The sequence below is a fragment of the Candidatus Neomarinimicrobiota bacterium genome, assembly GCA_021734025.1.
Lineage (GTDB): Bacteria > Fidelibacterota > JAANXI01 > JAANXI01 > JAANXI01 > JAANXI01.
This window is the reverse complement of sequence record JAIPJS010000004.1, coordinates 1-22,075: the sequence shown is the minus strand read 5'-3', so window position 1 is coordinate 22,075 and position 22,075 is coordinate 1. Positions and strand designations below refer to the sequence as shown.

General features: G+C 50.1%; 18 protein-coding genes and 1 tRNA gene. 13 read left to right on the top strand and 6 right to left on the bottom strand.

Annotated elements, in window-relative coordinates:
- The first annotated feature begins 259 nt into the window (after positions 1 to 259).
- The 6 genes from K9N57_05815 to K9N57_05790 all read left to right on the top strand — a co-directional run bounded on the left by K9N57_05815 (position 260) and on the right by K9N57_05790 (position 5,146).
- Entirely contained in the window at positions 260 to 1,729 is a 1,470-nt protein-coding gene (locus tag K9N57_05815; GenBank protein ID MCF7803684.1) for a methyl-accepting chemotaxis protein, read from the top strand.
- Between the two features lie 30 nt (positions 1,730 to 1,759).
- Complete coding sequence (locus K9N57_05810) at positions 1,760 to 2,626, top strand: transporter substrate-binding domain-containing protein (protein ID MCF7803683.1); 867 nt, start codon at positions 1,760 to 1,762, stop codon at positions 2,624 to 2,626.
- A 372-nt stretch (positions 2,627 to 2,998) separates the two neighbouring features.
- Positions 2,999 to 3,544, top strand: a complete 546-nt coding sequence (locus K9N57_05805) for a hypothetical protein (GenBank protein ID MCF7803682.1) — start codon at positions 2,999 to 3,001, stop codon at positions 3,542 to 3,544.
- A 79-nt stretch (positions 3,545 to 3,623) separates the two neighbouring features.
- Positions 3,624 to 3,941: a metal-sulfur cluster assembly factor gene (locus tag K9N57_05800; GenBank protein MCF7803681.1), complete on the top strand. Its 318-nt coding sequence runs from the start codon at positions 3,624 to 3,626 to the stop codon at positions 3,939 to 3,941.
- An 84-nt stretch (positions 3,942 to 4,025) separates the two neighbouring features.
- Positions 4,026 to 4,442 carry a hypothetical protein gene (locus K9N57_05795; GenBank protein MCF7803680.1) on the top strand — a complete coding sequence of 139 codons (417 nt, stop codon included), beginning with the start codon at positions 4,026 to 4,028 and terminating at the stop codon, positions 4,440 to 4,442.
- 17 nt (positions 4,443 to 4,459) lie between these two features.
- Positions 4,460 to 5,146 (top strand): uracil-DNA glycosylase, encoded by a 687-nt coding sequence (locus K9N57_05790; protein ID MCF7803679.1) that lies wholly within the window; start codon positions 4,460 to 4,462, stop codon positions 5,144 to 5,146.
- A gap of 75 nt (positions 5,147 to 5,221) precedes the next feature.
- Here K9N57_05790 and K9N57_05785 read toward each other — a convergent pair whose 3' ends face one another.
- The 6 genes from K9N57_05785 to K9N57_05760 all read right to left on the bottom strand — a co-directional run bounded on the left by K9N57_05785 (position 5,222) and on the right by K9N57_05760 (position 12,309).
- Entirely contained in the window at positions 5,222 to 5,515 is a 294-nt protein-coding gene (locus K9N57_05785) for a hypothetical protein (GenBank protein MCF7803678.1), read from the bottom strand.
- A gap of 168 nt (positions 5,516 to 5,683) precedes the next feature.
- Positions 5,684 to 6,910, bottom strand: coding sequence for a PQQ-binding-like beta-propeller repeat protein (locus tag K9N57_05780; GenBank protein MCF7803677.1), 1,227 nt, complete (start codon positions 6,908 to 6,910; stop codon positions 5,684 to 5,686).
- 192 nt (positions 6,911 to 7,102) lie between these two features.
- The gene (locus tag K9N57_05775) at positions 7,103 to 8,107 is read right to left on the bottom strand and encodes a PQQ-binding-like beta-propeller repeat protein (protein ID MCF7803676.1); all 1,005 of its coding nucleotides are present in this window, start codon (positions 8,105 to 8,107) and stop codon (positions 7,103 to 7,105) included.
- Positions 8,108 to 8,270: 163 nt separating this feature from the next.
- Positions 8,271 to 9,719, bottom strand: a complete 1,449-nt coding sequence (locus K9N57_05770; protein MCF7803675.1) for a hypothetical protein — start codon at positions 9,717 to 9,719, stop codon at positions 8,271 to 8,273.
- Between the two features lie 23 nt (positions 9,720 to 9,742).
- Positions 9,743 to 10,612, bottom strand: coding sequence for a hypothetical protein (locus K9N57_05765; protein ID MCF7803674.1), 870 nt, complete (start codon positions 10,610 to 10,612; stop codon positions 9,743 to 9,745).
- The gene (locus K9N57_05760) at positions 10,579 to 12,309 is read right to left on the bottom strand and encodes a hypothetical protein (GenBank protein MCF7803673.1); all 1,731 of its coding nucleotides are present in this window, start codon (positions 12,307 to 12,309) and stop codon (positions 10,579 to 10,581) included. The genes K9N57_05765 and K9N57_05760 overlap by 34 nt, the downstream gene beginning before the upstream one ends.
- Positions 12,310 to 12,999: 690 nt before the next feature.
- Between K9N57_05760 and K9N57_05755 the strand changes: the two genes are divergently transcribed.
- From K9N57_05755 to K9N57_05725, 7 genes are all read left to right on the top strand, one after another.
- Positions 13,000 to 13,086 (top strand) — tRNA-Leu (locus K9N57_05755).
- Positions 13,087 to 13,323: 237 nt separating this feature from the next.
- The gene (locus K9N57_05750; protein ID MCF7803672.1) at positions 13,324 to 13,971 is read left to right on the top strand and encodes a cytochrome c family protein; all 648 of its coding nucleotides are present in this window, start codon (positions 13,324 to 13,326) and stop codon (positions 13,969 to 13,971) included.
- The gene (locus K9N57_05745; protein MCF7803671.1) at positions 13,968 to 16,949 is read left to right on the top strand and encodes a TAT-variant-translocated molybdopterin oxidoreductase; all 2,982 of its coding nucleotides are present in this window, start codon (positions 13,968 to 13,970) and stop codon (positions 16,947 to 16,949) included. The genes K9N57_05750 and K9N57_05745 overlap by 4 nt, the downstream gene beginning before the upstream one ends.
- A gap of 466 nt (positions 16,950 to 17,415) precedes the next feature.
- Entirely contained in the window at positions 17,416 to 18,666 is a 1,251-nt protein-coding gene (gene nrfD, locus K9N57_05740) for a polysulfide reductase NrfD (GenBank protein MCF7803670.1), read from the top strand.
- Positions 18,667 to 18,681: 15 nt separating this feature from the next.
- On the top strand, positions 18,682 to 19,260 hold the full coding sequence (locus K9N57_05735; protein ID MCF7803669.1) for a DUF3341 domain-containing protein: 579 nt from the start codon (positions 18,682 to 18,684) through the stop codon (positions 19,258 to 19,260).
- A gap of 263 nt (positions 19,261 to 19,523) precedes the next feature.
- The gene (locus tag K9N57_05730; GenBank protein MCF7803668.1) at positions 19,524 to 20,252 is read left to right on the top strand and encodes a cytochrome c; all 729 of its coding nucleotides are present in this window, start codon (positions 19,524 to 19,526) and stop codon (positions 20,250 to 20,252) included.
- A 328-nt stretch (positions 20,253 to 20,580) separates the two neighbouring features.
- The gene (locus tag K9N57_05725; protein ID MCF7803667.1) at positions 20,581 to 21,765 is read left to right on the top strand and encodes a hypothetical protein; all 1,185 of its coding nucleotides are present in this window, start codon (positions 20,581 to 20,583) and stop codon (positions 21,763 to 21,765) included.
- Positions 21,766 to 22,075 lie beyond the last annotated feature (310 nt).

Genomic DNA, 22,075 nt, shown 5'->3' with positions numbered 1-22,075 from the left:
ATACTTATCCGCTGTTTTCCTGTAGAAATCGTAGCAAATCGGCCAGAATGTGCCAGTATGTGAAAAAACCAGCTAAAGTTATTTCAGATCCGGACGGTAATAGTGACAGAGGGCATAACCGGGCTCATTTGCAAACGACGAAAATATAGTTCGTCGATGGCAGGCGAGCCTCTCATTGGTATTGTACGTGGGCATTAATCAGGCTATTTCTCTGAAGGTGCAAACGTTCAAGAAAGTTTAAATGACGGGCGAAAATGCCATGAAACATCTATCACTGATTCGGAGATTTTCAAACCGCAACATCCAGACCCGCATTAATATTGTGTTAGGCCTGGTAACCCTCATTGTAATGATATCCTTCGCAGTATTCGATTATCTGACAACCCGCGCGAAAATGGAACAGGAACTGGATTATTCAGCAGAAATTGCGACTGACCGGATGTCAAAAACGCTGGAAACCCCGCTCTGGAATTTTGATAAAAAGGGAGCGGAAGAACTGCTGGCCTCGGAAATGATGGATAACAGCATCTACGGAATTCTCGTCTGGGAAAAGGACGGTGAAACCCTGTATACCGGCCGCAAACGGAGCGAAGACTGGTCGGTTATTCCTGCCTCCGGGCAGATCTCCGGCGACTATATCTCTAAGTCTGGCGATATTCAGCGGGACGGTGAGCGCATTGGATCGGTCGATGTATTTTATACGTCGAGATTTATGGAGGAAGAACTCCAGCAGTCCGTGTGGAACATTATCCTGACGGTCATTGTGCTGAACCTGGCACTAATTGTTGCCATGTATTTTGCGATTAAGGCGAATGTGATTTCTCCAATTAACAAGGTGATTGCCGGCCTGAGCAAGGCCGCCGACAAAATTTCCGGAATGTCTCACGAAATTTCCACCGACAGCCAGGAAATGGCGGATCGTACAACGGAGCAGGCAGCGTCGCTCCAGCAATCTTCATCTTCTATGGAAGAAATGTCATCGATGATTCGCCAGAACGCAACCAATGCCCAGCGGGCTGATTCCCTGGCCGGAGAAGCGCAGAACGCAGTCGGCGTCGGTAATGAAAAAATGGCAATGATGCAGCAGGCAATTCGGGATGTAAATAAATCCTCTAATGAAACCTCAAAAATTATTAAAACCATTGATGAAATTGCCTTTCAGACCAATCTGCTGGCTTTGAATGCAGCTGTGGAGGCGGCCCGCGCCGGGGAAGCCGGACAAGGATTTGCTGTCGTGGCAGACGAAGTGCGAAACCTGAGTCAGCGGGCAGCAGAAGCGGCGCGGGAAACATCCGAGCTGATTGAAGGATCGATGGAGCACACCGAACGCAGCGTCGAGATCGCCGGCGAGGTTGCGGAATCCCTGGAAACAATTAATGTGCAAATTGGCGATATGAATGAGCTTATTGGGGAGATCAGCGCAGCATCCGGTGAACAGAGTCGGGGCATTGAGCAGATAAATTCAGGTATTACAGATATTGACAAGGTAACTCAAACCAATGCAGCCAGTGCCGAGGAATCAGCGGAGAATGCAGTGGAGTTGAGCACGTTGGCTGAAAAACTACAGAATTCTGTGCACGATCTTCTGCAGCTCACGGGAAAAGAATCAGCAACGGAATTTAACTCAGAACATGATAATACAGATGATCTCGATAGACAAATGACCGAAATCGGCATGGATGATGATTATGAATTTCAGGCCTCTCGCCAGGAAATGGTTTTTGAATAAACCGATTGCGAACCGTAAAGGAGTAATCAAATGAAAAGGACCCTATTAATCACAGTGATCGCCGGTGTCTTAATTTGTTTTGCCGGGACGGTATATGCACAAACGGTGTTTACTTACCGGTCCGCTGAGAGTGCCGGCGATAGCCGCTACGACTACGACCAGGATCTCCTCAAACTCGCCCTGGATAAGACTGTCGATGATTACGGTGAATACACGCTGAAAGCGAGTCCGCCCATGAATTTTGCCCGGGCGCTGGAAGTGTTGAGGGCCGGGGGACTGGAGAACCCGGTATTTAAGGTTTCGGCTTCAGACGAATATATGAACGTTATCGACTATGTCCCGTTCCCGGTGGACCTTGGTATTGTGGGATATCGCATCTCTTTTACGAGTCCGGAGATTAAGCAGAAGCTGGCGTCGGTCACTTCATTGGATCAATTAAAACAGTACTCCATGGGACAGGGCGCGGGCTGGGCTGATATCGAAATCCTGGAAAATGCCGGCTTTCAGGTACAGACGGTCGGCTCGTACGAATCGCTGTTCAAGATGGTGGCGGCAAACCGGTTTGACTTGTTTCCACGCGGAGCGAATGAAGTGCTGCAGGAAGATAAAGCGCATCCGGATTTGACGGATCTGGTCGTTGAGGATAACCTTTGTCTGTTTTATCCGCTACCCCGCTTCTTTTCCACAAATAAGGGAAATACAACCGTATTGGAACGGGTGGAAGCCGGACTCAAAAAGGCGTATGAAGACGGGTCGCTGCGGGAACTGTGGAATCAGTATTACCAGGAAAGTATCGACTACGTCAATCTCAGTGAACGGACAATTATTTCCATCGAAAATCCGAATATTGAGAGTATCGATCCGTCCTATAAGCAGTATTTTTACCAGCCGGAATAAATTGCGCGACACATATTATCGGTAGTATGCATGGCCCTCCCGGGCAACCGGGAGGGTTTCTGACTATAGGACAGTTCTCTGGTGTTTGAGTGTTAATGTGTTAATGTAAAAACCGTCATATGTCGAGTGTCCTCAGTCCTCTGTCAAAAAGGATTGGGTCTCGAACATCAAGTTTCTATTTCCAAGTCTCGAGTTTCCAGCCTCCCTCTCCGGCCTCAGTCGTTTTTTCATTTTTCCTTCTGGTATAACCCGATGAAAATTACATGGAGTATCCCCCGGGCGAGGATGGTTCCGGTTCCAAAACTGTAACACAATAACACTTTAACACTTCTTCCTTAACATCTCTCCCGCCGTTCACTTACATTTATATCTATGGGAAATACATTTACAACGAACGAATTGCTGCCGGACATTATCGACACACGGGTGCAAGTCTTGTTTGTCAGTGCGGCACCGCGGCGATCCTGGGTTGAGTCGGGACATTATCATTCCGAAAGTGAGGATCCGTTTTTCGGGCTCCTATACGACTCCGAGCTGACGCCCGAAAAAATATCGCCATCGGCTGGGGTGACTTTGCTGAACCACGGAATCGGGTTGACGACTTTGGCCAAGACAAAAGCTGTGGACGATCCGGATGACCTGAAGCCGATGGATTTTGCCACGGGAAGGCTTATCCGCCTGGCGTTTGAATTCTCACTGGAACTCATCTGTTTTGAAGGGACTGCCACCTACCGATACTTTTTCGACCGACAGGGCGAATACGGTCTCCGGAAGGAAACCATCGGTTCCGCCGCCGTATTCATTGTGCCGGACAGCTCTACATTTAAGGATGCATTTGAATATCGGGATGTATTACATTATTATAACTTGCTTGACAAGAGGTTGTCGGATTCTGATGGGAAGCGTAATAGAGGATGAAACATCCGGCGCTGACACTGGTAAGGAGAGCACAGATTAGAACGATTTTGATTCTTGAGAAAGCAATAACGGAGGATATATGGTAACTGCAACCGCAGAAATCAAAGAAAAAGTAATGGATGCGCTCCATGAGTGCTACGATCCGGAAATTCCGGTGAACATCGTTGACCTGGGACTGGTCTACAACGTGGACATTGATGACGATTCCAACGTGGAAATCACCATGACGCTGACTGCCCAGGGCTGCCCCATGAGCGATATGATCGATCAGCAGGTGACCGACGCGGTGGAAGCACTGGACGAGGTGAATGACGCCCACGTGGACATCGTTTGGGAACCGCGCTGGAATCCCCAGATGATCAGCCAGGAAGGGCGAAAACAGCTGGGAATGGAATAACGTATCCCAGCGATGAATCTGTAAAACTGCCCCGATGCGTCGGGGCAGTTTTTATATGAGCGCGTTCTGAAGAAGGGGTGAGATATGGAGTGGGACTTTCGGCCGGAAGCGGTGGTGACCGGCGAAATTGAGTATACGATCGTTGATTACCGGAACGATCTCTGGGAGGAGGTCCGGCCGTATACCGATGCATCGGGCTTTGAAACGATTTTCTGGGTGTTGTACCATCTGGCTATCGGTTACACCACTCAACAAATGGCTGAAGATATCCAGCAGCAGAACCAGCTCTCTGACGAGGAACGCCGGGAACAGAAGGAGGAATTCGATAACCTGGGGGAGATATACGAGGACGATATCGCCATGCTGAAAGCCATCGTACAGCGCAAGGTGCTGGACTATTCCGAGGAAGGGCGGGACGTGTTCGCCGAGGACAGCCTGTCCGACCATCTCCAGTGGTGGATCAACGATGTGGTGGAGTCCCATGACGTGGAAGAAGCCTGAAGCGCATCCGTTCCTGAATGACATTCCGCAATAGTATTGACGCATTTATAGAGTCCCTTCACCGGCATCCGGAGCCGGCAGTCTTTAATCCCTGGTATCAAACCGATCCTTCCAATGATATTGATGGCGGTGGTTCCATAATCCGTCGACGACAACTCCGCCAGTACTTTCTTGAGCGGGAAGACTCCGTAAAATATCTCCTGATTGCCGAAGCCCTGGGCTACCAGGGCGGGCACTTCAGCGGCATGGCTATGACCTCGGAGCGTATTCTGCTTGGACACAAGTCAAGTGATGGCGTTCAGCCGGAGCAGGTGTTCCGGAATCTCGAACCGGAGCGGACTAGTAAGCCATCAGTAAAAGCCAACGGCTTCTCGGAGAATACCGCCACCACGGTCTGGACCACGCTGGCAGAATTCGGCATCGATACCTACGAAATCGTCCTCTGGAACACCTTTCCCTGGCATCCCTTCGAACCGGACAGCGGAATGCTCACCAACCGGACGCCGACCCGCGATGAGCTGGAATACGCGCAACCGTATTTGGAAGATTTTCTGGCGCTGTTTCCGGAGTGTACTATCGTTGCCTTGGGCAACCACTCTTCGGATAATCTTACCTCTCTGGGAATTGAACACACCAAATTGCGGCACCCGTCGTTTGGTGGCGCACCGAAGTTTCGGGCGGGGCTAGAACAGATAGTACATTAAGAAAGATTGAAGAATGATGAATGAAGAAATGGGCAACGGTAAGGATGCACATTGGTAAGTTGAGGAGGATTGCGCCTATTTTTTCGACAGCCCAAAAGTATGCCGGTATGAAATTGTGAAATACGGATGCAATCTGTCCAACTCGTTGATCTCTTTAGTCAGGGTCGATATGGTCTGCTTTCCCGGGAAATTGAGCATAAATACCCATTCCGATTCTGGTGTTGCATGAAGGACGAAACCTAATTTGTAATTCATGACCTGAGATAAACGGACCACCTCGAAAACTCGTAAATTATTGACATAAAACCCTCCGAAGAGCTCCACCGGTTCCACATGGTAATTCAATAAAAATTCCAGTTGGAGATTCATAGACAGTCGTAAGAAGGCTTTCCTGGAATACTTATAGGAGTCATGTGGGGCCAGAAATATATGTGTCCGCTTCGCTCGTATAAGGGATTCATTCAATATTCATCTGAGCCTACAGACCCTTTCAGGGGTCGCAGACCCTGAAAGGGACAGTTATCACAGAGTCTCGTCTTATTCCTCTCCCGGCTGGTACGGCTCGTAGCAATACAAATGTTGGTTGGTCTGCACGAACACCGCCCCGGCCCCGGCGCTGGCCACCCGTACGCTGCTTTTGTCCGGCCCCAGCATTTTGTGAATGACGATCTCGCCGGTCCGGGCGTCCACGACGTGAAGCGCGCCACCCTTGGCGTGGTAGAGATAGCCGTCCCAGTACGCCACCGGCCGTTCCCCATGCCCCACCTCCAGATCGGTCTGCCAGAGGAGGTCGCCGGTGTGTTTGTCGAGCGCATACAAGCCAAGACCGTCGTTGCCGTAGATGGTATCGCCAATCAGAATGTGGTGGTAGGTGAAGACTTCCTCACTGGTTTTCCAGACCAGGTCACCGTCATGCGCATCGATGGCGTAGGTACGGAAAATATCCGTATGTTTTCCACTTGCGCTATTTGAGCCAACATAAATGGTAGTCCCGTCCCCTAACAATGGTGCTGTATAACTTGGGGCAGAGCCAGAAATGGAATACGCCCAAAGTGAATCACCAGTTACAGCATGAATACTGATAACGTTCCCAATTTCATAGGCTCCATCTTTACGGTTATCACTTTTAAAAGTACTAGCGTAGACGAGCGTGTCTTGAACTAATACTGCCACTATCCGTTGATAAAATCGAGTTGACCACGAAAGACCATCTAATAATTGGATTTTCTGAACAGTAGAGGTTCCCGCTAAATAGAAACAATTACCCTCTAAAGCATTGTAATATAAGCCAACAGAGCCGACATCTTCTTTTGGAACTAAATAATTCCAAATACTATTTCCAGACTTCCTGTCCCATACAAGTACACGGTCAGTTTGGGGAGCAACCAGTATCTCGTTATTATATAGCAAATGATCACTCTGTAAACTCATGTCATTATGTAAATTACTTTGCCAAAGAAGGCGGCCATTCAGGATTGTCAAGGATTCCAACATTGGTGCACCAGAAAAAACAATAGTTGAATCCGAAACAACAGTTGGAGATAAAGTCAGGAATCCGGCCCCTTTTTCGTATTTATACTCCCACCGAAGCGCTAAACGCTTCGGTGGGAGGTGCTCATCTTCATCATCATCGATCGGCAAATCAATTTTACACTGAAGAAAGATGGCAAATACGAGAGACAACAGTAATATTGTATTCCTCTTTTTAGTTTCCATAACGAATATCCATCCAATCTCTGGCTGAAACCCACGGATCTGTTTCATCCCCCTCACTGAACTCCCCCGGCAACGAATACGCCCGCTGCGCCCGCCGGATTTCGCTGTGGTTGTAGCCGCCGTCGGCGCCCTCGTCACCGTAGTAGAAGTTGGTGGAGCGGCTGCACTCGTCGCTCGGGGGCTAAAGTCCCTTTCAGGGGTCGCAGACCCTGAAAGGGACAGTTATCACAGAGTCTCGTCTTATTCCTCTCCCGGCTGGTACGGCTCGTAGCAATACAAATGTTGGTTGGTCTGCACAAACACCGCCCCGGCCCCGGCGCTGGCGACCCGGACGCTGCTCTTGTCCGGCCCCAGCATCCTGGAGATGACAATCTCGCCGGTTTGGGCGTCCACTACGTGGAGCGCGCCGCCCTTGGCGTGGTAGAGATAGCCGTCCAGGTACGCCACCGGCCGTTCCCCATGCCCCACCTCCAGATCGGTCTGCCAGAGGAGTTCACCGGTGTGTTTGTCGAGAGCATATAATCCGAGGCCGTCATTGCCGTAGATGGTATCCCCAATCAGAATGTGGTGATAGGTGAAGACCTCTTTGTTGGTTTTCCAGACCAAACTCCCATCATCCGCATCCAGGGCATAGGTGCGGAAGAGGTCAGTGGTTTTGCCGCTTAAGCTCACCGTTCCAAAATACAGCGTGGTCTCATCTAACAGGATGGGAGCGGTATAGCTGGGCGGCACACCCTCCGGCATAAATGACCAGAGGGTATCACCGGTGTGGGATGCAAGACAGGTGATCGTTCCGATATCATACACTCCATCTGCTTTCCACTCCCCCCAATTATTCAGATAGTATAACTGGCCATTCCTGTATTGAAGCGTATTGGCGCCCCCTCGCACGGGATACATTTGTTCCATTCCGGTATCCAGAGAAACTTGTAAGATATAATCGGCCAACGCTACATAGACCGTGTCTTGGTTTATGGCATCTCCACTGAATGGGTATCCTCCAATACTATCCGGGATGGCAAAATTCCAATTAGTAGTACCTGTAGTAATATTCCAGCCAACGAGACTATGGGAAGTACGACCATACACAATATTCCTTGATTGAAGGAAATAGTCTGAATGTAAAGTTTCATTTGTATTTTGAGACCATTTAACTTTACCATTTGTAGTCACCAATGCAGTTAGCGTCAAATTCTCGCCAAGGATCACGAGGCTGTCATCTTTTATATAAATTGGATTCTTCATATAGGAGAGTCCGGTATGACTATATTCCCAGCGGAGCGATAAAAGCTCCGCTGGGTTTTCTTTCCCATTGTGTTGTTCTTCAAACAGATCAATGCTACACTGAACCCCTATAATTAACCAAAAAAATACAAGTAGCAAGATTGGGTGATTGAACATATTCTGATTATTCATATCGCTGTCTCATCCAGTCACTTGTTTCTGTCCACTGGGGCGTTTCCTGTCCCTTACTAAACACCCCCGGCAACGTATACGCCCGCTGAGCCCGCCGAATTTCGCTGTGGTTGTAGCCACCGTCGGCGCCCTCATCACCGTAGTAGAAGTTGGTGGAGCGGTCGTTTTGGTTCTGGCCTTTCTTCCAGACGGCGAGGTTGGGGGAGACGAGCCCGTCGTTTTTCCGGGCTACGGGGACGTGGACTGTGACGGTTTTGTAATATCCGTCTGGATTATAATAGCCGCCTCCCGGGCAGGGGGGGAGGTAAAATAATGTTTCCATATCAGGTGCTATTCCACCATAAATTGGTAAGTCACAACCATACACATGCCATACCTTATAAGTATAGGTATAGTCGTTACCGGCACCGATGGCCTGCGCCCAGGTATTATCGATATTTGCCCACGTTGCATATCCCCGATTCCAGGCATTATATCGCTTTTTAAAGTAAGTATATTGGGCCTGCGCCTTCTTATATAATTTATAGTTTTGTATTGGATTAAAAATTATAGCAGAAAGGTAAAGGCTCATTTTTGTTTGTGCCAAAACCATATCATTTTTATACGCATGAGTATTGGCGGAATACCAATCTTTGATACCTTCGTAGTATTCCATCATATTAGATTCCGATTCGTCAGAACCAAAATACCTCAGTTCCGACATCCACCGCATAATCGTTGGGGATTTTTCTGCACCGATGATCGAGCGGTGAGCTGTATTCGTCAGTTGGCTATTAAGGTTTTCAATAAGTTCCCCGCCGGGAACCAACTTTGTATCAGCATTTGCGGCACTATCTAATTTAATCCAGTACTCTGCTTTATCTTTAGCATCATCTAAATATCCGGGTATTTTATATACCTGACCATACAAGTCATCCCCTCCCCACAGGTTTGCAAAGTCTGCCAGATATAGTGCGAAATCTACTTTACTATGAGGACCATAATTTGGTCCTGCCTTTGCATCGGCGGTAAATTGTGACACCACACTCCTCGCATCATTGAATATATAATCCGCAGCGGGAGCTCCCTGATGAGGCGTCGACAGTGTCAATATCCCGGCGACCTGGATTCCGCTGCCCTTTAAACCGGATTCCACACCCCGAGCGATTAATCCGCCAAGACTATGTCCAACGATGATCCATTTGTCACCAGGACTATTGGCAGTATACACCTCGCTAACAACCGATGCTGCAATTGAGTCAGGTGATTGGTTTTTAGAATCATATTCAATATTAATAAAACCGTCAATTATATCCTCGTTAAGCAGATAGGTTATTGTACCGCTTTGCCCCCAACTCGTTTCATCACCTCCGAAACCGTGAATGAATGCGGCTTTGTTAGCACCGAGTACTGAATGAGCGAAAGCAAGGGTAAATATAAGTAAAAGTGTAAAGCGTTTCATAATCACACGCTCCTTTTGTGCTATTATTTTGAATTTTTCCGATAGACCTTAATATTATCCCGAAAGGTGTCAGCGACATATATCGCTTCCCAATTCTCCTCATAATCTCCAAAAATGTATGTTCGCTCGTATTTCATCACCGGAATGCCCTGGACCTTCTGATACCGGTAGAAAGAGACTTCGAGCGGCTGCTGTTTTTCATTGAAAATGGCGGATCGCACCATCAGGCCGGTTGACAGATTCAGCATGGTTTTGGTCGAATAGGATTGTTCGTCCTGTTTGATAGAACCACTAATTACTATATCCTCGTCGCCCACCATTTTGTATGAAACGCCCTGGCGATCCATACCGGCGAGCAGCCGTTCCCTTCTACCGGATGCATCCAGGGTATCTTCAAAGAAACTGCCTCCCAGGGAATCCAGTAACGCCGGATCAATCCGGTACTGTTCCGGGTCAATATTTAAACTGGTCTGCACAGCACCCGACTGAGTAAAGGCGGTCATGGCGCCGTCCACAAGATCCCATCGGACAACCGGATCAAAATCGTTCGGCCGGGCAGGCATGTCATCCTTTACTGCATTATACGGCTTCTCGGGCATCCGAACACTTTCGTTCCCTTCGATATTTTTTTCGGAGAAGGCGACGTAGCCGGCGGTATCAATAGACATTGTTGTGTGAATATTCTGGTAATCGGCCAGCAGGAGTTCGTCAGAACCGGCAGATTTAGCGAAACCGGAAACCATGTGCAGCGGCCAGTGCAGAGCATAAGTCGTGGTCTCCTCGTCGTACTGTATTTCAAAGGCGATATTCGGCTTCCTTTCCACAGTTTGAGTATCTGATACCGGTTCCTGGGGTTGCTTCAGCGTGCATGCGGCAACCACAAAAACGAACACGAGTAAAACTGCTGTAGAGTATACATAGTATCTGCCCCGATCGCCGTATTTGACATCTTTTGCCATAGCGGCGGTTCTTCAGGTGAACCGGATAATGTCAAAGAATGGGAAACGCTCGTACTATCCATGCCGACTGCAACCCAGTTGGTATCGCCCGGGTCGTTCCTTATGACCACACAAAAGCTGTCCGGCATGGACTGCAATGCCGTGTAATATTCCCGGAGAGATATGTACTGGTATTTCAGATTGCCAAATTCACGGTCGAACGTTTTAGTGATTACCGGAGTTAGTGGTGTTCCCGGATATCCATTCTGTACCGTCGCAATTTGAATGTCGATATCCCGGGGAGCTGATTGCTGCAAAGTCGTCCCCTGCAATTCGCTCCGGAAGAGAATCTTCATCGAGATACCACTCAGCCAGCTTTCCCCCGGCGGTGCGAAGACGGATGCAACGGCCTGCGCCGTTCCACTCAATTGGAGGTAGGAGGCATTTCTGTGAAACGAATCAGGGATACCGTCATCGTAAGCCAATGTCTGCTCTTGTACCGAACGGGTGCCGTACAGCATGACGGTCTCTGTCGTGAATGATGAATCCTTTTCGACTTGCTGGAGGGTTGGATTTGTGATGAGGAACCTGAACGAACCGTGCCGGTCCTGCTGAGTGCAATCCACCTGATCGGAAAGTTCCTGCTCTTCTATAGCCAGAGCCCTGCCTTCCGCATTCATCCTGATCGAGGTGACTTGAAGTCCGCCGCGATTGTGTTCGGTTTCAACCATCAGATCTGAGATGAGAGGGACGTCGATAGTAATTAAACTGAGTGGAGGTAATGCTATCTCCAAAATTTCCGGCGGCCTGATGGAAGGTACGGAATTATGGCTCGCGAGATTCCACCGTTTGGAATGTGCATAACCGAAGGCCGGATTGAGATTCCGAGCATTCACATGGAGTGCAACCTGCCAGTTGTGGAACAGTGTATTAAAATCCGGTCCGCCTGCGTTGACAAGCAGCTTCCGGAGATCTGCGAGTCCGGTTTCATTGGATTGGACTACATCTGAGATGTGAGAGAATCCGATCTGCTCAAACAGATAGTGCATCCATAGTGAGGCGCGTGCATAGTCCGGCAGAGGGTTATCAAAACTCCAGCTGAGCAAGGCGCGGTTGGGACTACCAAAATAATCGACCGCCGGCCTCGGCGGAAAACCACACACGATTTCGGCCAGCTCGGATAACCCTTCGTTGATAAACACGTACTCGGGCTCAGGCCCTTCGTAATTGGCATGAATCAGGTGCTGCATTTCATGAGCGATGGTGGCAGCTGCTTTTTCAATGGTCAACTGCCCGTCATATTTTACCGTGGGGTACAGATCGATATAGAGGAGATCCCGGCGGTTTGAAAACGCTGTATCGTAGAGATCGTTCGGGTCGAAAAATCCTGCCACATAACTCCCGGTCGCCGCAAATTGATCCTGAATATCCAAAAGCAGAATGTCTATCCTCCCGTCCCCATCCACATCCGGCGGACTACCAAAAAAGTCCTGGAGAATTTCCAGAATTCCGGCATTCGGATCGACTGAATGCATATCCGTACCCGTGTTTAGTGCATATAGAAGACTGTCGAGAATATTCCGGATTTCTATAGAATGCACCAGTGTACCTATGGCAGTAGTATCCATCCAAACTATGTATTGTTGCTCCACTGCAAGTGCCCGCGCTGTTACTATGTTCCAGGTGGAGAAATGCAATACATTACGTACGAAAAAGTCCTGTTCAGTCCCCTCTTTTATGACGTTTTGTTTGGCAAAGAAATGACCTTGCCTCACAGGAGAGTATTTAAGATGGTGTGTATATGCAGGCTTGTTCAGCAAAAATGTTGTGACCTCGTACTCCTGGACTTGGTCTTCAATGGAAGAGGTAGCATCTAATGGAGCCGCTAATTTCCTCTGCGGGATTGAACCAGATATGAGGGCCGGATAAAGGATTGCTCCATAAAGGAGGAGTAGTACAGAGCGCAAAGAGAGCATAACGAGCATCCTCGTTTGTCATCATTACAATTACTCCCCTTACGCGCAAATTGAGTGCGTTTACTAACGCGCCTCTACAAAACCGGGTGTGAACTCCATCATACGAATCGTCATTCGGAAGGATGAATAGATACAAATAAACTTAGTTATACTTTCGGAAAACTAATTACTGTAGTCAAGAAAACTCTGCCTCTCTCTCTTTTTGTTGTCAGTGATAATTTATGGGGACATTCCTCAATTTACTTCAAGATGGAGAATGTCTGGAAGCCACCAGAACACCGAAACACTCGAACACTTTAACACTGCCGTTCCATATTTGAATTGTAATTCACCGATACGAAATCTAAATTTCGTATCACTTTCTCCGGGCGGGTGGCGGAATTGGCAGACGCGCTAGATTTAGGATCTAGTTCCTGGAAAGGAGTGGGGGTTCAAGTCCCCCCCCGCCCACCAATTGTGGGGCCCGGAGAGGTTACAAAAACAATCCTGATTGAGACACATTATGGGAAATTCGGAAGACATTTTAAATATGATGAATATTCTCACATTTCTGCTTGATACCGATAATAGGATCGATTATTTTTTTCGACTGTTTGAGCAGAACAGACAGCACTACCTGATACACAACTAAACAAATTTATATAGACGGCTGCAATTCGAGGACTTTAAGAGGACGAAAAGAGCGAACGGTTGGCGCAACTTTTTCCGAAGTGGACGAATAAAATCCCGATCCAGCTGGCGGTCGGACTCGCTATTGTCGTTATAGGTATTATCGCTTTCTTCTGGTATTACGGTTCACCCAAGTATACCGATGTCGGATACCGGCCGGAACAGCCGGTGGACTATAGCCACAAACTCCATGCAGGTGACCTGGGTATGGATTGCCGTTACTGCCATACCGAAGTTGAAAATTCCTCGGTGGCGAATGTCCCGCCCGTCCAGACCTGTATGAACTGTCACACCGTCATTAAAAAAGACAGCGAAAAGCTCACCAAAATCCGGCAGGCCTGGAAGACCGGCGAGCCGGTGCAGTGGGTGCGCGTCCACATGCTGCCGAATTATGCGTATTTCAATCACAGCGCACACGTGAACTCCGGCGTCGGTTGCGAAAGTTGTCACGGCAATGTAGCGCAGATGGAAGTCGTGGAACAGAAGGAGCCGCTGAGCATGGGGTGGTGCCTTGACTGCCACCGGAACCCGGAGCCGCATCTGCGTCCCCAGGATGAGGTCACCACCATGGGGTATCAACCGCCGTCCAACCAGATTGAGTATGCTCAACGCATTATTAACGAACGCAATATTAATCCGCCAACAGATTGCTCGGGGTGTCACCGATGAGTCGCAAACTCGACAATCAGGATAAATCGTACTGGCGCAGCCTGAATGAGCTGGCCGAAACCGACGAATTTCAGGAGTTCCTCCACCGGGAATTTCCGGAGGGCGCCTCGGAGCTGAATAGCGACATGTCCCGCCGGAAATTCATGAGTCTGATGGGCGCCTCCATGGCGCTGGCGGGATTGGTGAGCTGCCGGAAACCTGTCCAAAAAATTATTCCGTATGTGAATCAGCCCGAGCAGGTGATCCCCGGCGTTTCCAATAAATATGCCACGACCATGCCGTTCCAGAACAGCGCGTACGGGCTTGTGGTGGAGAGCCACGAAGGGCGCCCCACAAAGATTGAAGGAAACGAGCTCCATCCATCCTCCCTGGGAAAATCCAACATTTTTACGCAAGCGGCAACGCTCTCACTCTATGATCCGGATCGCTCGGGCGATGTCAGGCAGAACGGCGCCGTTAAACAGTATTCGGTATTCGTCACCTTCTGGCGGGAACTCTACACCCAGTATCTTTCCAATGATGGCGAGGGCCTGGCGGTCATCAGCGGCGCGTTTTCCTCGCCGACGATGCGGAGGCTGCAGCGCGAATTCATGCGCCATTTCCCGGAAGCCGAGTGGGTGGTCTACGAGCCGGTGAGCGACGAGAATATGTACAAAGGTGTTCGACTGGCCACGGGCGACTATCACCAGCCGGTGTACGACTATTCGCAGGCCAATGTGGTGCTGACGCTGGATGCGGACTTCGTGATGCTGGAAAACGAAAATATCATCAACGCGAAGAAGTTTGCCGACGCCCGCCGGGTGACCTCCGAAGATGACTCCATGAACCGACTCTACGCGGTAGAGAGCAGTTACACCCTCACCGGCGGCATGGCGGATCATCGGATGCGGGTACAGAGCCGGCAGATCGGTGTATTTGCGCTGGCGCTGGCAAACGCCCTCCGCAAAGAGGGCGTGGACGTCCCGGCTATTCGGGGTGGACAGGCGGGATCGTACGATTTTGACATTAAGTGGATCACCGAACTGGCGAAAGATCTGGCGAGAAACCGGGGTGAATCGCTCATCGTGGCGGGACGCAATCAGCCGCCGGCGGTGCATGCGCTGGTCTATGCGCTGAATGACGCGCTCGGCAACATCGGCAGCGCCGTTGCCTATCGTCCCATCGATGAGGAGACGCTCCCGAGCTTCGAGGGATTTCAATCTCTGGTCTCCCGCATGAACGCCGGCGAAGTGGAGACCCTCTGCATGTTGGAAAGCAATCCTGTTTATAATGCGCCCGGCGATATCGACTTCACTGATGCACTCGGCAAGGTTGCCAATTCCATTCATCTGAGCTCCCATTACGATGAAACTTCACAGGGGAGCGACTGGCATATCCCGTCGGCCCATTTTCTGGAATCGTGGGGCGATGCCGAATCGGCCGACGGAACATTCAGCATTATCCAGCCGCTGATTGCACCCTTATATAATGGTAAGAGTATTTTTGAGATTGCTAACCTGCTTGCGACCGGTGAAGACGTCGACGGCTACCGGATCACCCGGGAAACCTGGGCGGACATTCTGGGCAGCGCCAATTTTGAGAAGAAGTGGCGAAAGGTCATCCATGACGGCGTGTATGAAGGTAGCGGCGATAATCTTTCTGCGCCTCGCCTCCGTACCACTGAAGTTACAAGGACACTCAACAGATATTCGCCGCCGGCTGATGTGACCGACGCCTCAAATCTTGAGGTGGTCTTTCAGGCCTCGCCGTCGGTGTTCGACGGGCGCTTCGCCAACAATGGCTGGCTGCAGGAACTCCCGGATCCGATTACCAAACTTTCCTGGGACAACGCAGCGGTGATGAGTCCGAAGACGGCAGAGGAGCTCGATCTGGAACTCGAAGATTTGGTGACTGTGGAGTTTCAGGGGAATTCACTGGATCTCCCGGTCTGGATTGTGCCGGGATTTGCTGATTACACAGTAGTGCTGGAGCTCGGCTACGGCCGGACGGCAGCCGGACGGGTTGCTAACGAGGTCGGAGTTAACACCTTTAAATTGCGGACGGCAAATTCGATGAATTTCGGCGCCGGCCTGACAGTCCGCAAATCGGGTGAAAAGTTTACACTGGCCAGCACACAGGATCACTGGAGCCTGGAAGATCGGCCCATCTACCGGGAGGCCACCAAACAGGAATACGGGGAGCATCCCAAGTTTGTGGACGAAGTCCATGCGGAAGCTCCGCCGAATGAGAATCTCTGGGAAGAGCATTCTTACGAGGAGGGCTACCAGTGGGGCATGGCAATCGACCTGAGCGTCTGTACCGGATGTAATGCGTGTACCATTGCTTGCCAGAGCGAAAACAACATTCCCATTGTTGGCAAGGAACAGGTGGGCAACGGCCGCGAGATGCACTGGATCAGGATGGATCGCTATTTTGCCGGGGATGTGAACGACCCGGAGATGGTGGTGCAGCCGGTGACTTGTATGCACTGCGAGAATGCGCCGTGTGAGACGGTCTGTCCGGTAAACGCGACGGTGCACGATGACGAGGGGCTGAACGTCCAGATCTATAACAGGTGTATCGGTACGCGGTACTGCTCGAACAACTGTCCGTACAAGGTGCGGCGATTCAATTTCTTCAACTACACGCACGATACGCCGGAAGTGGAGCAGATGGGCAAGAATCCGGACGTGACGGTACGTTCTCGCGGTGTGATGGAAAAATGTACCTACTGCACCCAGCGGATCCAGAAGAAGAAAATTCAGGCGAAAAACGAAAATCGCGAGCTCTACACGGACGAAGTGGTGAGCGCCTGCCAGCAAACCTGTCCCACGGACGCCATCGTTTTCGGTGACATTAACGATCCAGAGAGCCAGGTGAGCAAGGTGAAACAGCAGAATCGCGATTACGCAATGCTGGGGCATCTGAACACCCAGCCGCGGACGACGTATCAGGCGAAGATCCGGAATCCGAATCCGGCGCTGGAAAACCATGGGTAAGAGGTATAAGGGTATAAGGTATAAGGGAAGAAGGAGAAGGGAGAAACCCTAACGGGGCGAAAGATGGTAGCCCGGGGAGAAGCCCTGGGAGCGGAAATTTCAAATGACCAAAGCCCTGAAAGGGCGGAAGAATTATTCAGAAGAAGAAAACCAGCAAAAAACATTAAGCCACAAATATACGCGAAGAATCACGAATAGAAAAAACAACGAACTACGAACAACAAACAACGAACGAAAAGATTAAGAGTAAGATTAGGATTAAGATTAAGAAACAGTCCAGGGCTTTTGAGGAGATTTGGGGGAATAGAACTCGAACACTTGAACACCTGAACACTCTAACACTACAGATACTTTGACAGACTCACACACCACAGCGGGCTCGCACGAAGAACTGATTGAGGGCAACCAGACCTTTCATTCGGTGACGGAGGCCATCAGCCGGATCTCGGAACAGAAGACGCCGAAGATGTGGTATCTGGCGTTCAGCATCGCGTTTTCCATGCTGCTGCTTCTGTTGGGTTCCATAGGGTACCTTATATATAAAGGCACCGGAATCTGGGGACTGAATATTCCCGCCGGCTGGGGCTGGGCGATCATTAACTTCGTCTGGTGGGTCGGTATCGGTCACGCCGGCACGCTGATTTCCGCGATCCTGTTCCTGTTCAGGCAGGAGTGGCGTACATCAATTAACCGTTTCGCTGAGGCGATGACCATCTTTGCGGTGATGTGTGCGCTGGTGTTTCCGGCGATTCACGTCGGCCGGGTCTGGGTGCTCTACTGGGTGTTCCCGATCCCGAACCAGATGTCCATGTGGCCGAACTTCCGTAGCCCGCTCCTCTGGGATGTGTTCGCCGTTGGAACCTATTTTACGGTCTCGCTGCTTTTCTGGTACGTCGGTCTGATTCCCGATCTGGCAACGCTCAGGGATCGGGCCAAGTCCAAAATGCGAAAACTCGTCTACGGCATCTTCTCGCTGGGATGGCGCGGCAGCAACAAGCACTGGAAACATTATGAACTGTCGTATCTGATCCTGGCGGGACTCTCCACTCCGCTGGTGCTTTCAGTCCACAGCGTGGTGAGTTTTGACTTCGCAGTCAGCGTGATCCCCGGATGGCATACCACTATTTTTCCGCCGTACTTCGTGGCCGGTGCTATTTTCTCCGGATTCGCCATGGTGATGACCCTGGCCATCATCGCGCGCAAGATCTACAGCCTGGAAGATTTCATCACTATCAAGCACTTGGAGCGGATGAACATCATCATGCTGGTCACAGGTCTGATGGTGGGCTATGCGTACGGCGTCGAATTTTTCACCGCCTGGTACAGCGGCAACATGTACGAGGCGTTCACGCTGATGAACCGGGCGCTGGGGCCGTATTCCTGGGCCTATTTCACAATGATTACGTGCAACGTATTGGTGCCTCAGATTTTCTGGTTCAAAAAACTGCGGCGGAGTGTCCCGGTGATGTTTGTGGCGTCCATTTTAATCAACGTGGGGATGTGGTTCGAGCGAATGGTTATTGTCATCACCTCGTTGGCGCAGGATTATCTGCCGTCCAGTTGGGACTATTACACGCCGACCTTCTGGGATGTGGCGATTTACGTGGGCACGTTCGGGCTGTTCTTTACTATGTTCCTGCTGTTCCTCCGCTGGCTGCCCATGATTGCCACCAGCGAAATCAAGGGCGTGCTGCCGCAGGCCCGGGTGGATCATTAACCGAAACGAAGAATTATGAGCGCAGAGAAGACAAAAATCCACGGAATCATTGCCGAGTTCGACGGCCCGGAAGAACTCCTCCATGCCGCCGAGAAAGTCCGGGATCGGGAATTCGTGCACTTCGACTGCCACTCGCCGTTTCCCGTCCACGGGATGGACGAGGCCATGGGCGAGAAAAGGTCGCCCCTCGGCTGGATCGTCGGAATTATGGGACTGTTCGGCGGCGGCGGAGCGCTGCTGCTCCAGTGGTGGACGAGCGCGGTTGATTATCCGCTGGTGATTTCCGGAAAGCCGTATTTCAGTCTGCCGGCCTTTATTCCGGTGACGTTTGAACTCACAATTCTGCTGGCGGCGTTCGGCGCCGTGTTTGGTATGTTCGCATTGGGCAAGATACCCCAGCTGTTCCATCCGGTCTTCTTCTCCGATCGTTTTAAGAAGGTAACGGATGATGGCTTTTTTGTGAGCATCGAAGCCAAAGATCCTCAGTTCGATCCTGAGGGAAACCGGGAATTTCTGGAATCGATTGGTGCAACATATACGGAAGTGTTGACTGAACAGGTAGAAGAGAAGCCGGTGAAGGAATCCGGGCACTGAAAAAGAAATTGAGCCGCCCCGGAAGGGACTTTTTCAGGGACAGAAAACAGATTCACCGCAGAGACGCAGAGAACGCGAAGAAAAGAAACAGAAAATTTAGAATAATTAAAATCCCAATTGAAATAAAGATGAAGGCCGGAAATAAATTGCATAATAACAAGCCTTACGTAGAGACGTTCCATGGAACGTCTCTACTGGGAGTTGAAAGGGTTACCATAGTCACGATTTCTATGACAAGCAGTCTTGGATAATTATTTAGATAAATGATTAAATTTTTAAAAAATAAAAAATTAACGGTTAGCAATTCCCCGGTAAAACAGGCTGTTGCTGTTTTTGCTAAATTTCTATCTGTTCTTGCCGTTCCATTCGCGTTTTCTTCGCGTGGCTTCGCGGCTAAAAGAGTTGTTGTCTTGGCCGTTCTTGCGGTATTCCTGACGGGCTGTTTCCGCGGGCAGCCGAAGAAGCAGCCGCCTATTCATCCCATCCCGGATATGGATACACAGCCGCGTTACGAGGCTCAAGGTACGAGCAACTTCTTTGCGGATAGCATGGCGATGCGTCAGCCGGTTTACGGTACGGTAGCCCGGGGACACCTAAATGACGATGACGTATTTTACCGCGGAATGGGGGCCGACGGGCAGCCCATTGAACACAATCCCAGGGAAGTGAACATGGAGCTGCTGGAACACGGACAGGATCAATTCAACATCTACTGCTCGCCATGCCATAGCAAGGTAGGCGATGGACGTGGAATCATGTTGGAATACAATTACGTACCGCCGGCGTCGTTCCATGACGAGCGATTGCAGAACGTACCAGACGGACACATCTTTGATGTGATCACCAACGGCATCCGGAATATGCCGAGCTATGCGCATCAGATTCCGCCAAAGGATCGCTGGGCAATTGTGGCGTATGTCCGGGCGCTTCAGCGGAGCCAGCATGCGCCGCTGAGTGACGTGCCGGAAGAGATGCAGGAAAAGCTGAAATAAATTAATAGCACGCAGATGACGCAGAAAAAACGGATGAACACAGATAAAACAGAATCACTACAAAAACAAGAAGAGAAAAACTATAGAAATACTTATATGCCAAACAACACTGAATGTTGCGGACTCCGGAAACCTGAGACAGAGGACACTGGATACAAGACGCTCGAAAACAATAACACATTAACACGGTAACACAATAACACGCTTTTTAAAACTTCGAGACCATCGATTAAGATTAGGATTACGATTAAGATTATGAAACGCCAACATGCCCGAAGGGATCCCTTTGGGAAACACTTGAACACCCGAACACTCTAACACTGTTTTTATGCAATTAGACAACAACACATATCGCCTGAGAGAATCCGGGAGCTTCGGTCGCCGGGCGCTGATAATCGGAATCATCGGACTGGCGCTGAGCGCCGTTGGGTACTTCCTGGATGCGGAACGGTTTTTTCACTCGTATCTGACTTCGTTCGTGTTCTGGGTGACCATCGGCGTGGGTGGTTTGTTCTTTGTGATGCTGCATCACCTCACCAGCGCCAAGTGGAGCGTGGTGCTGCGCCGGTTGACGGAAAACTTTATGATTACCGTGCCGGTTCTGGCGGTACTGTTTCTGCCGCTTATTCTGGGAATTCAGGATCTGTTTCACTGGAGTCACGCGGATGCTGTGGCGCACGACGAACTCCTGCAGCAGAAGGCGCCGTATTTGAATACGCCCTTTTTCCTGATCCGGGCGGCCATCTATTTCGGCATATGGATCCTGTTCGGACGAATGCTGTATAAAGTCTCCATCGCACAGGACAGCCAGAAGGACGATTCCCTCATCGCACGGATGAAAAAACTGAGTGCGCCGGGTATGTTGCTGTTCGCGCTGACGCTGACGTTTGCCTCATTCGACTGGCTTATGTCGCTGGATGCGCACTGGTACTCCACCATCTTTGGCGTGTACGTCTTTTCCGGAAGCCTGCTGGCGATCCTGGCGATTCTGACCCTCATCGCTATCTATTTCCGGGAAAACGATATTCTCAGGGAAACCATCACCATCGAACACTATCACGATCTCGGCAAGCTGATGTTCGCGTTTACGGTCTTCTGGGCGTACATCGCGTTCTCCCAGTTCATGCTAATCTGGTACGGGAATATCCCGGAAGAGACCATCTGGTATAAACATCGCTGGGAAGATTTGTCGTGGCGGATCGTGAGCCTGATTGTATTGTTCGGACATTTTGTGGTACCGTTCCTGGCGCTTGTAACCCGCGCGGCCAAACGTAATCTTACTATGTTGAAGGTGACGTCGATCTGGTTGCTGCTGATGCACTGGGTGGATCTCTACTGGATCGTGCTGCCGAATTATGGTCACTCGGTACACTTTTCATGGATGGATATCACTACGATGATCGGCATCGGCGGGATCGTGCTCTGGTACTTCTGGAAGGCGACGGCGGCGCATGCGCTGATCCCGGTGAACGACCCGAAACTGCAGGCGTCGATAGAATTTGAGAATCAATGAGAAAGAAATGATTTACCGCAGAGACGCAGAGAACGACGCAAAGAAAAAAACGAAAGAATTAAAGCCGCGAAGAAACTCGAATAAAAACAACGAACTACTAACAACAAACAACGAACGAGTAAGATTAAGATTATGAAACACCAACTTAAACACCAGCACACTTTAACACTATAACATGTTAGAAAATAGCGCGTTGTTTACAGTTTACTCAGCTTGTACACTAGCGTAACTGGAAACAACGGAGGCCCTATGGACATTCATAAAAACACGAAATTAACTCCGAAACAGCGGAAAGAGATTTATCGCGCTT

Excerpts from the sequence above, each read along its gene's own strand:
- K9N57_05815 (MCF7803684.1), top strand. The coding sequence starts at position 260 with ATGAAACATCTATCACTGATTCGGAGATTTTCAAACCGCAACATCCAG.
- K9N57_05810 (MCF7803683.1), top strand. The coding sequence starts at position 1,760 with ATGAAAAGGACCCTATTAATCACAGTGATCGCCGGTGTCTTAATTTGT.
- K9N57_05805 (MCF7803682.1), top strand. The coding sequence starts at position 2,999 with ATGGGAAATACATTTACAACGAACGAATTGCTGCCGGACATTATCGAC.
- K9N57_05800 (MCF7803681.1), top strand. The coding sequence starts at position 3,624 with ATGGTAACTGCAACCGCAGAAATCAAAGAAAAAGTAATGGATGCGCTC.
- K9N57_05795 (MCF7803680.1), top strand. The coding sequence starts at position 4,026 with ATGGAGTGGGACTTTCGGCCGGAAGCGGTGGTGACCGGCGAAATTGAG.
- K9N57_05790 (MCF7803679.1), top strand. The coding sequence starts at position 4,460 with ATGACATTCCGCAATAGTATTGACGCATTTATAGAGTCCCTTCACCGG.
- K9N57_05785 (MCF7803678.1), bottom strand. The coding sequence starts at position 5,515 with ATGAATCTCCAACTGGAATTTTTATTGAATTACCATGTGGAACCGGTG.
- K9N57_05780 (MCF7803677.1), bottom strand. The coding sequence starts at position 6,910 with ATGAAACAGATCCGTGGGTTTCAGCCAGAGATTGGATGGATATTCGTT.
- K9N57_05775 (MCF7803676.1), bottom strand. The coding sequence starts at position 8,107 with ATGAAGAATCCAATTTATATAAAAGATGACAGCCTCGTGATCCTTGGC.
- K9N57_05770 (MCF7803675.1), bottom strand. The coding sequence starts at position 9,719 with ATGAAACGCTTTACACTTTTACTTATATTTACCCTTGCTTTCGCTCAT.
- K9N57_05745 (MCF7803671.1), top strand. The coding sequence starts at position 13,968 with ATGAGTCGCAAACTCGACAATCAGGATAAATCGTACTGGCGCAGCCTG.
- nrfD (MCF7803670.1), top strand. The coding sequence starts at position 17,416 with ATGTGGTATCTGGCGTTCAGCATCGCGTTTTCCATGCTGCTGCTTCTG.
- K9N57_05735 (MCF7803669.1), top strand. The coding sequence starts at position 18,682 with ATGAGCGCAGAGAAGACAAAAATCCACGGAATCATTGCCGAGTTCGAC.
- K9N57_05730 (MCF7803668.1), top strand. The coding sequence starts at position 19,524 with ATGATTAAATTTTTAAAAAATAAAAAATTAACGGTTAGCAATTCCCCG.
- K9N57_05725 (MCF7803667.1), top strand. The coding sequence starts at position 20,581 with ATGCAATTAGACAACAACACATATCGCCTGAGAGAATCCGGGAGCTTC.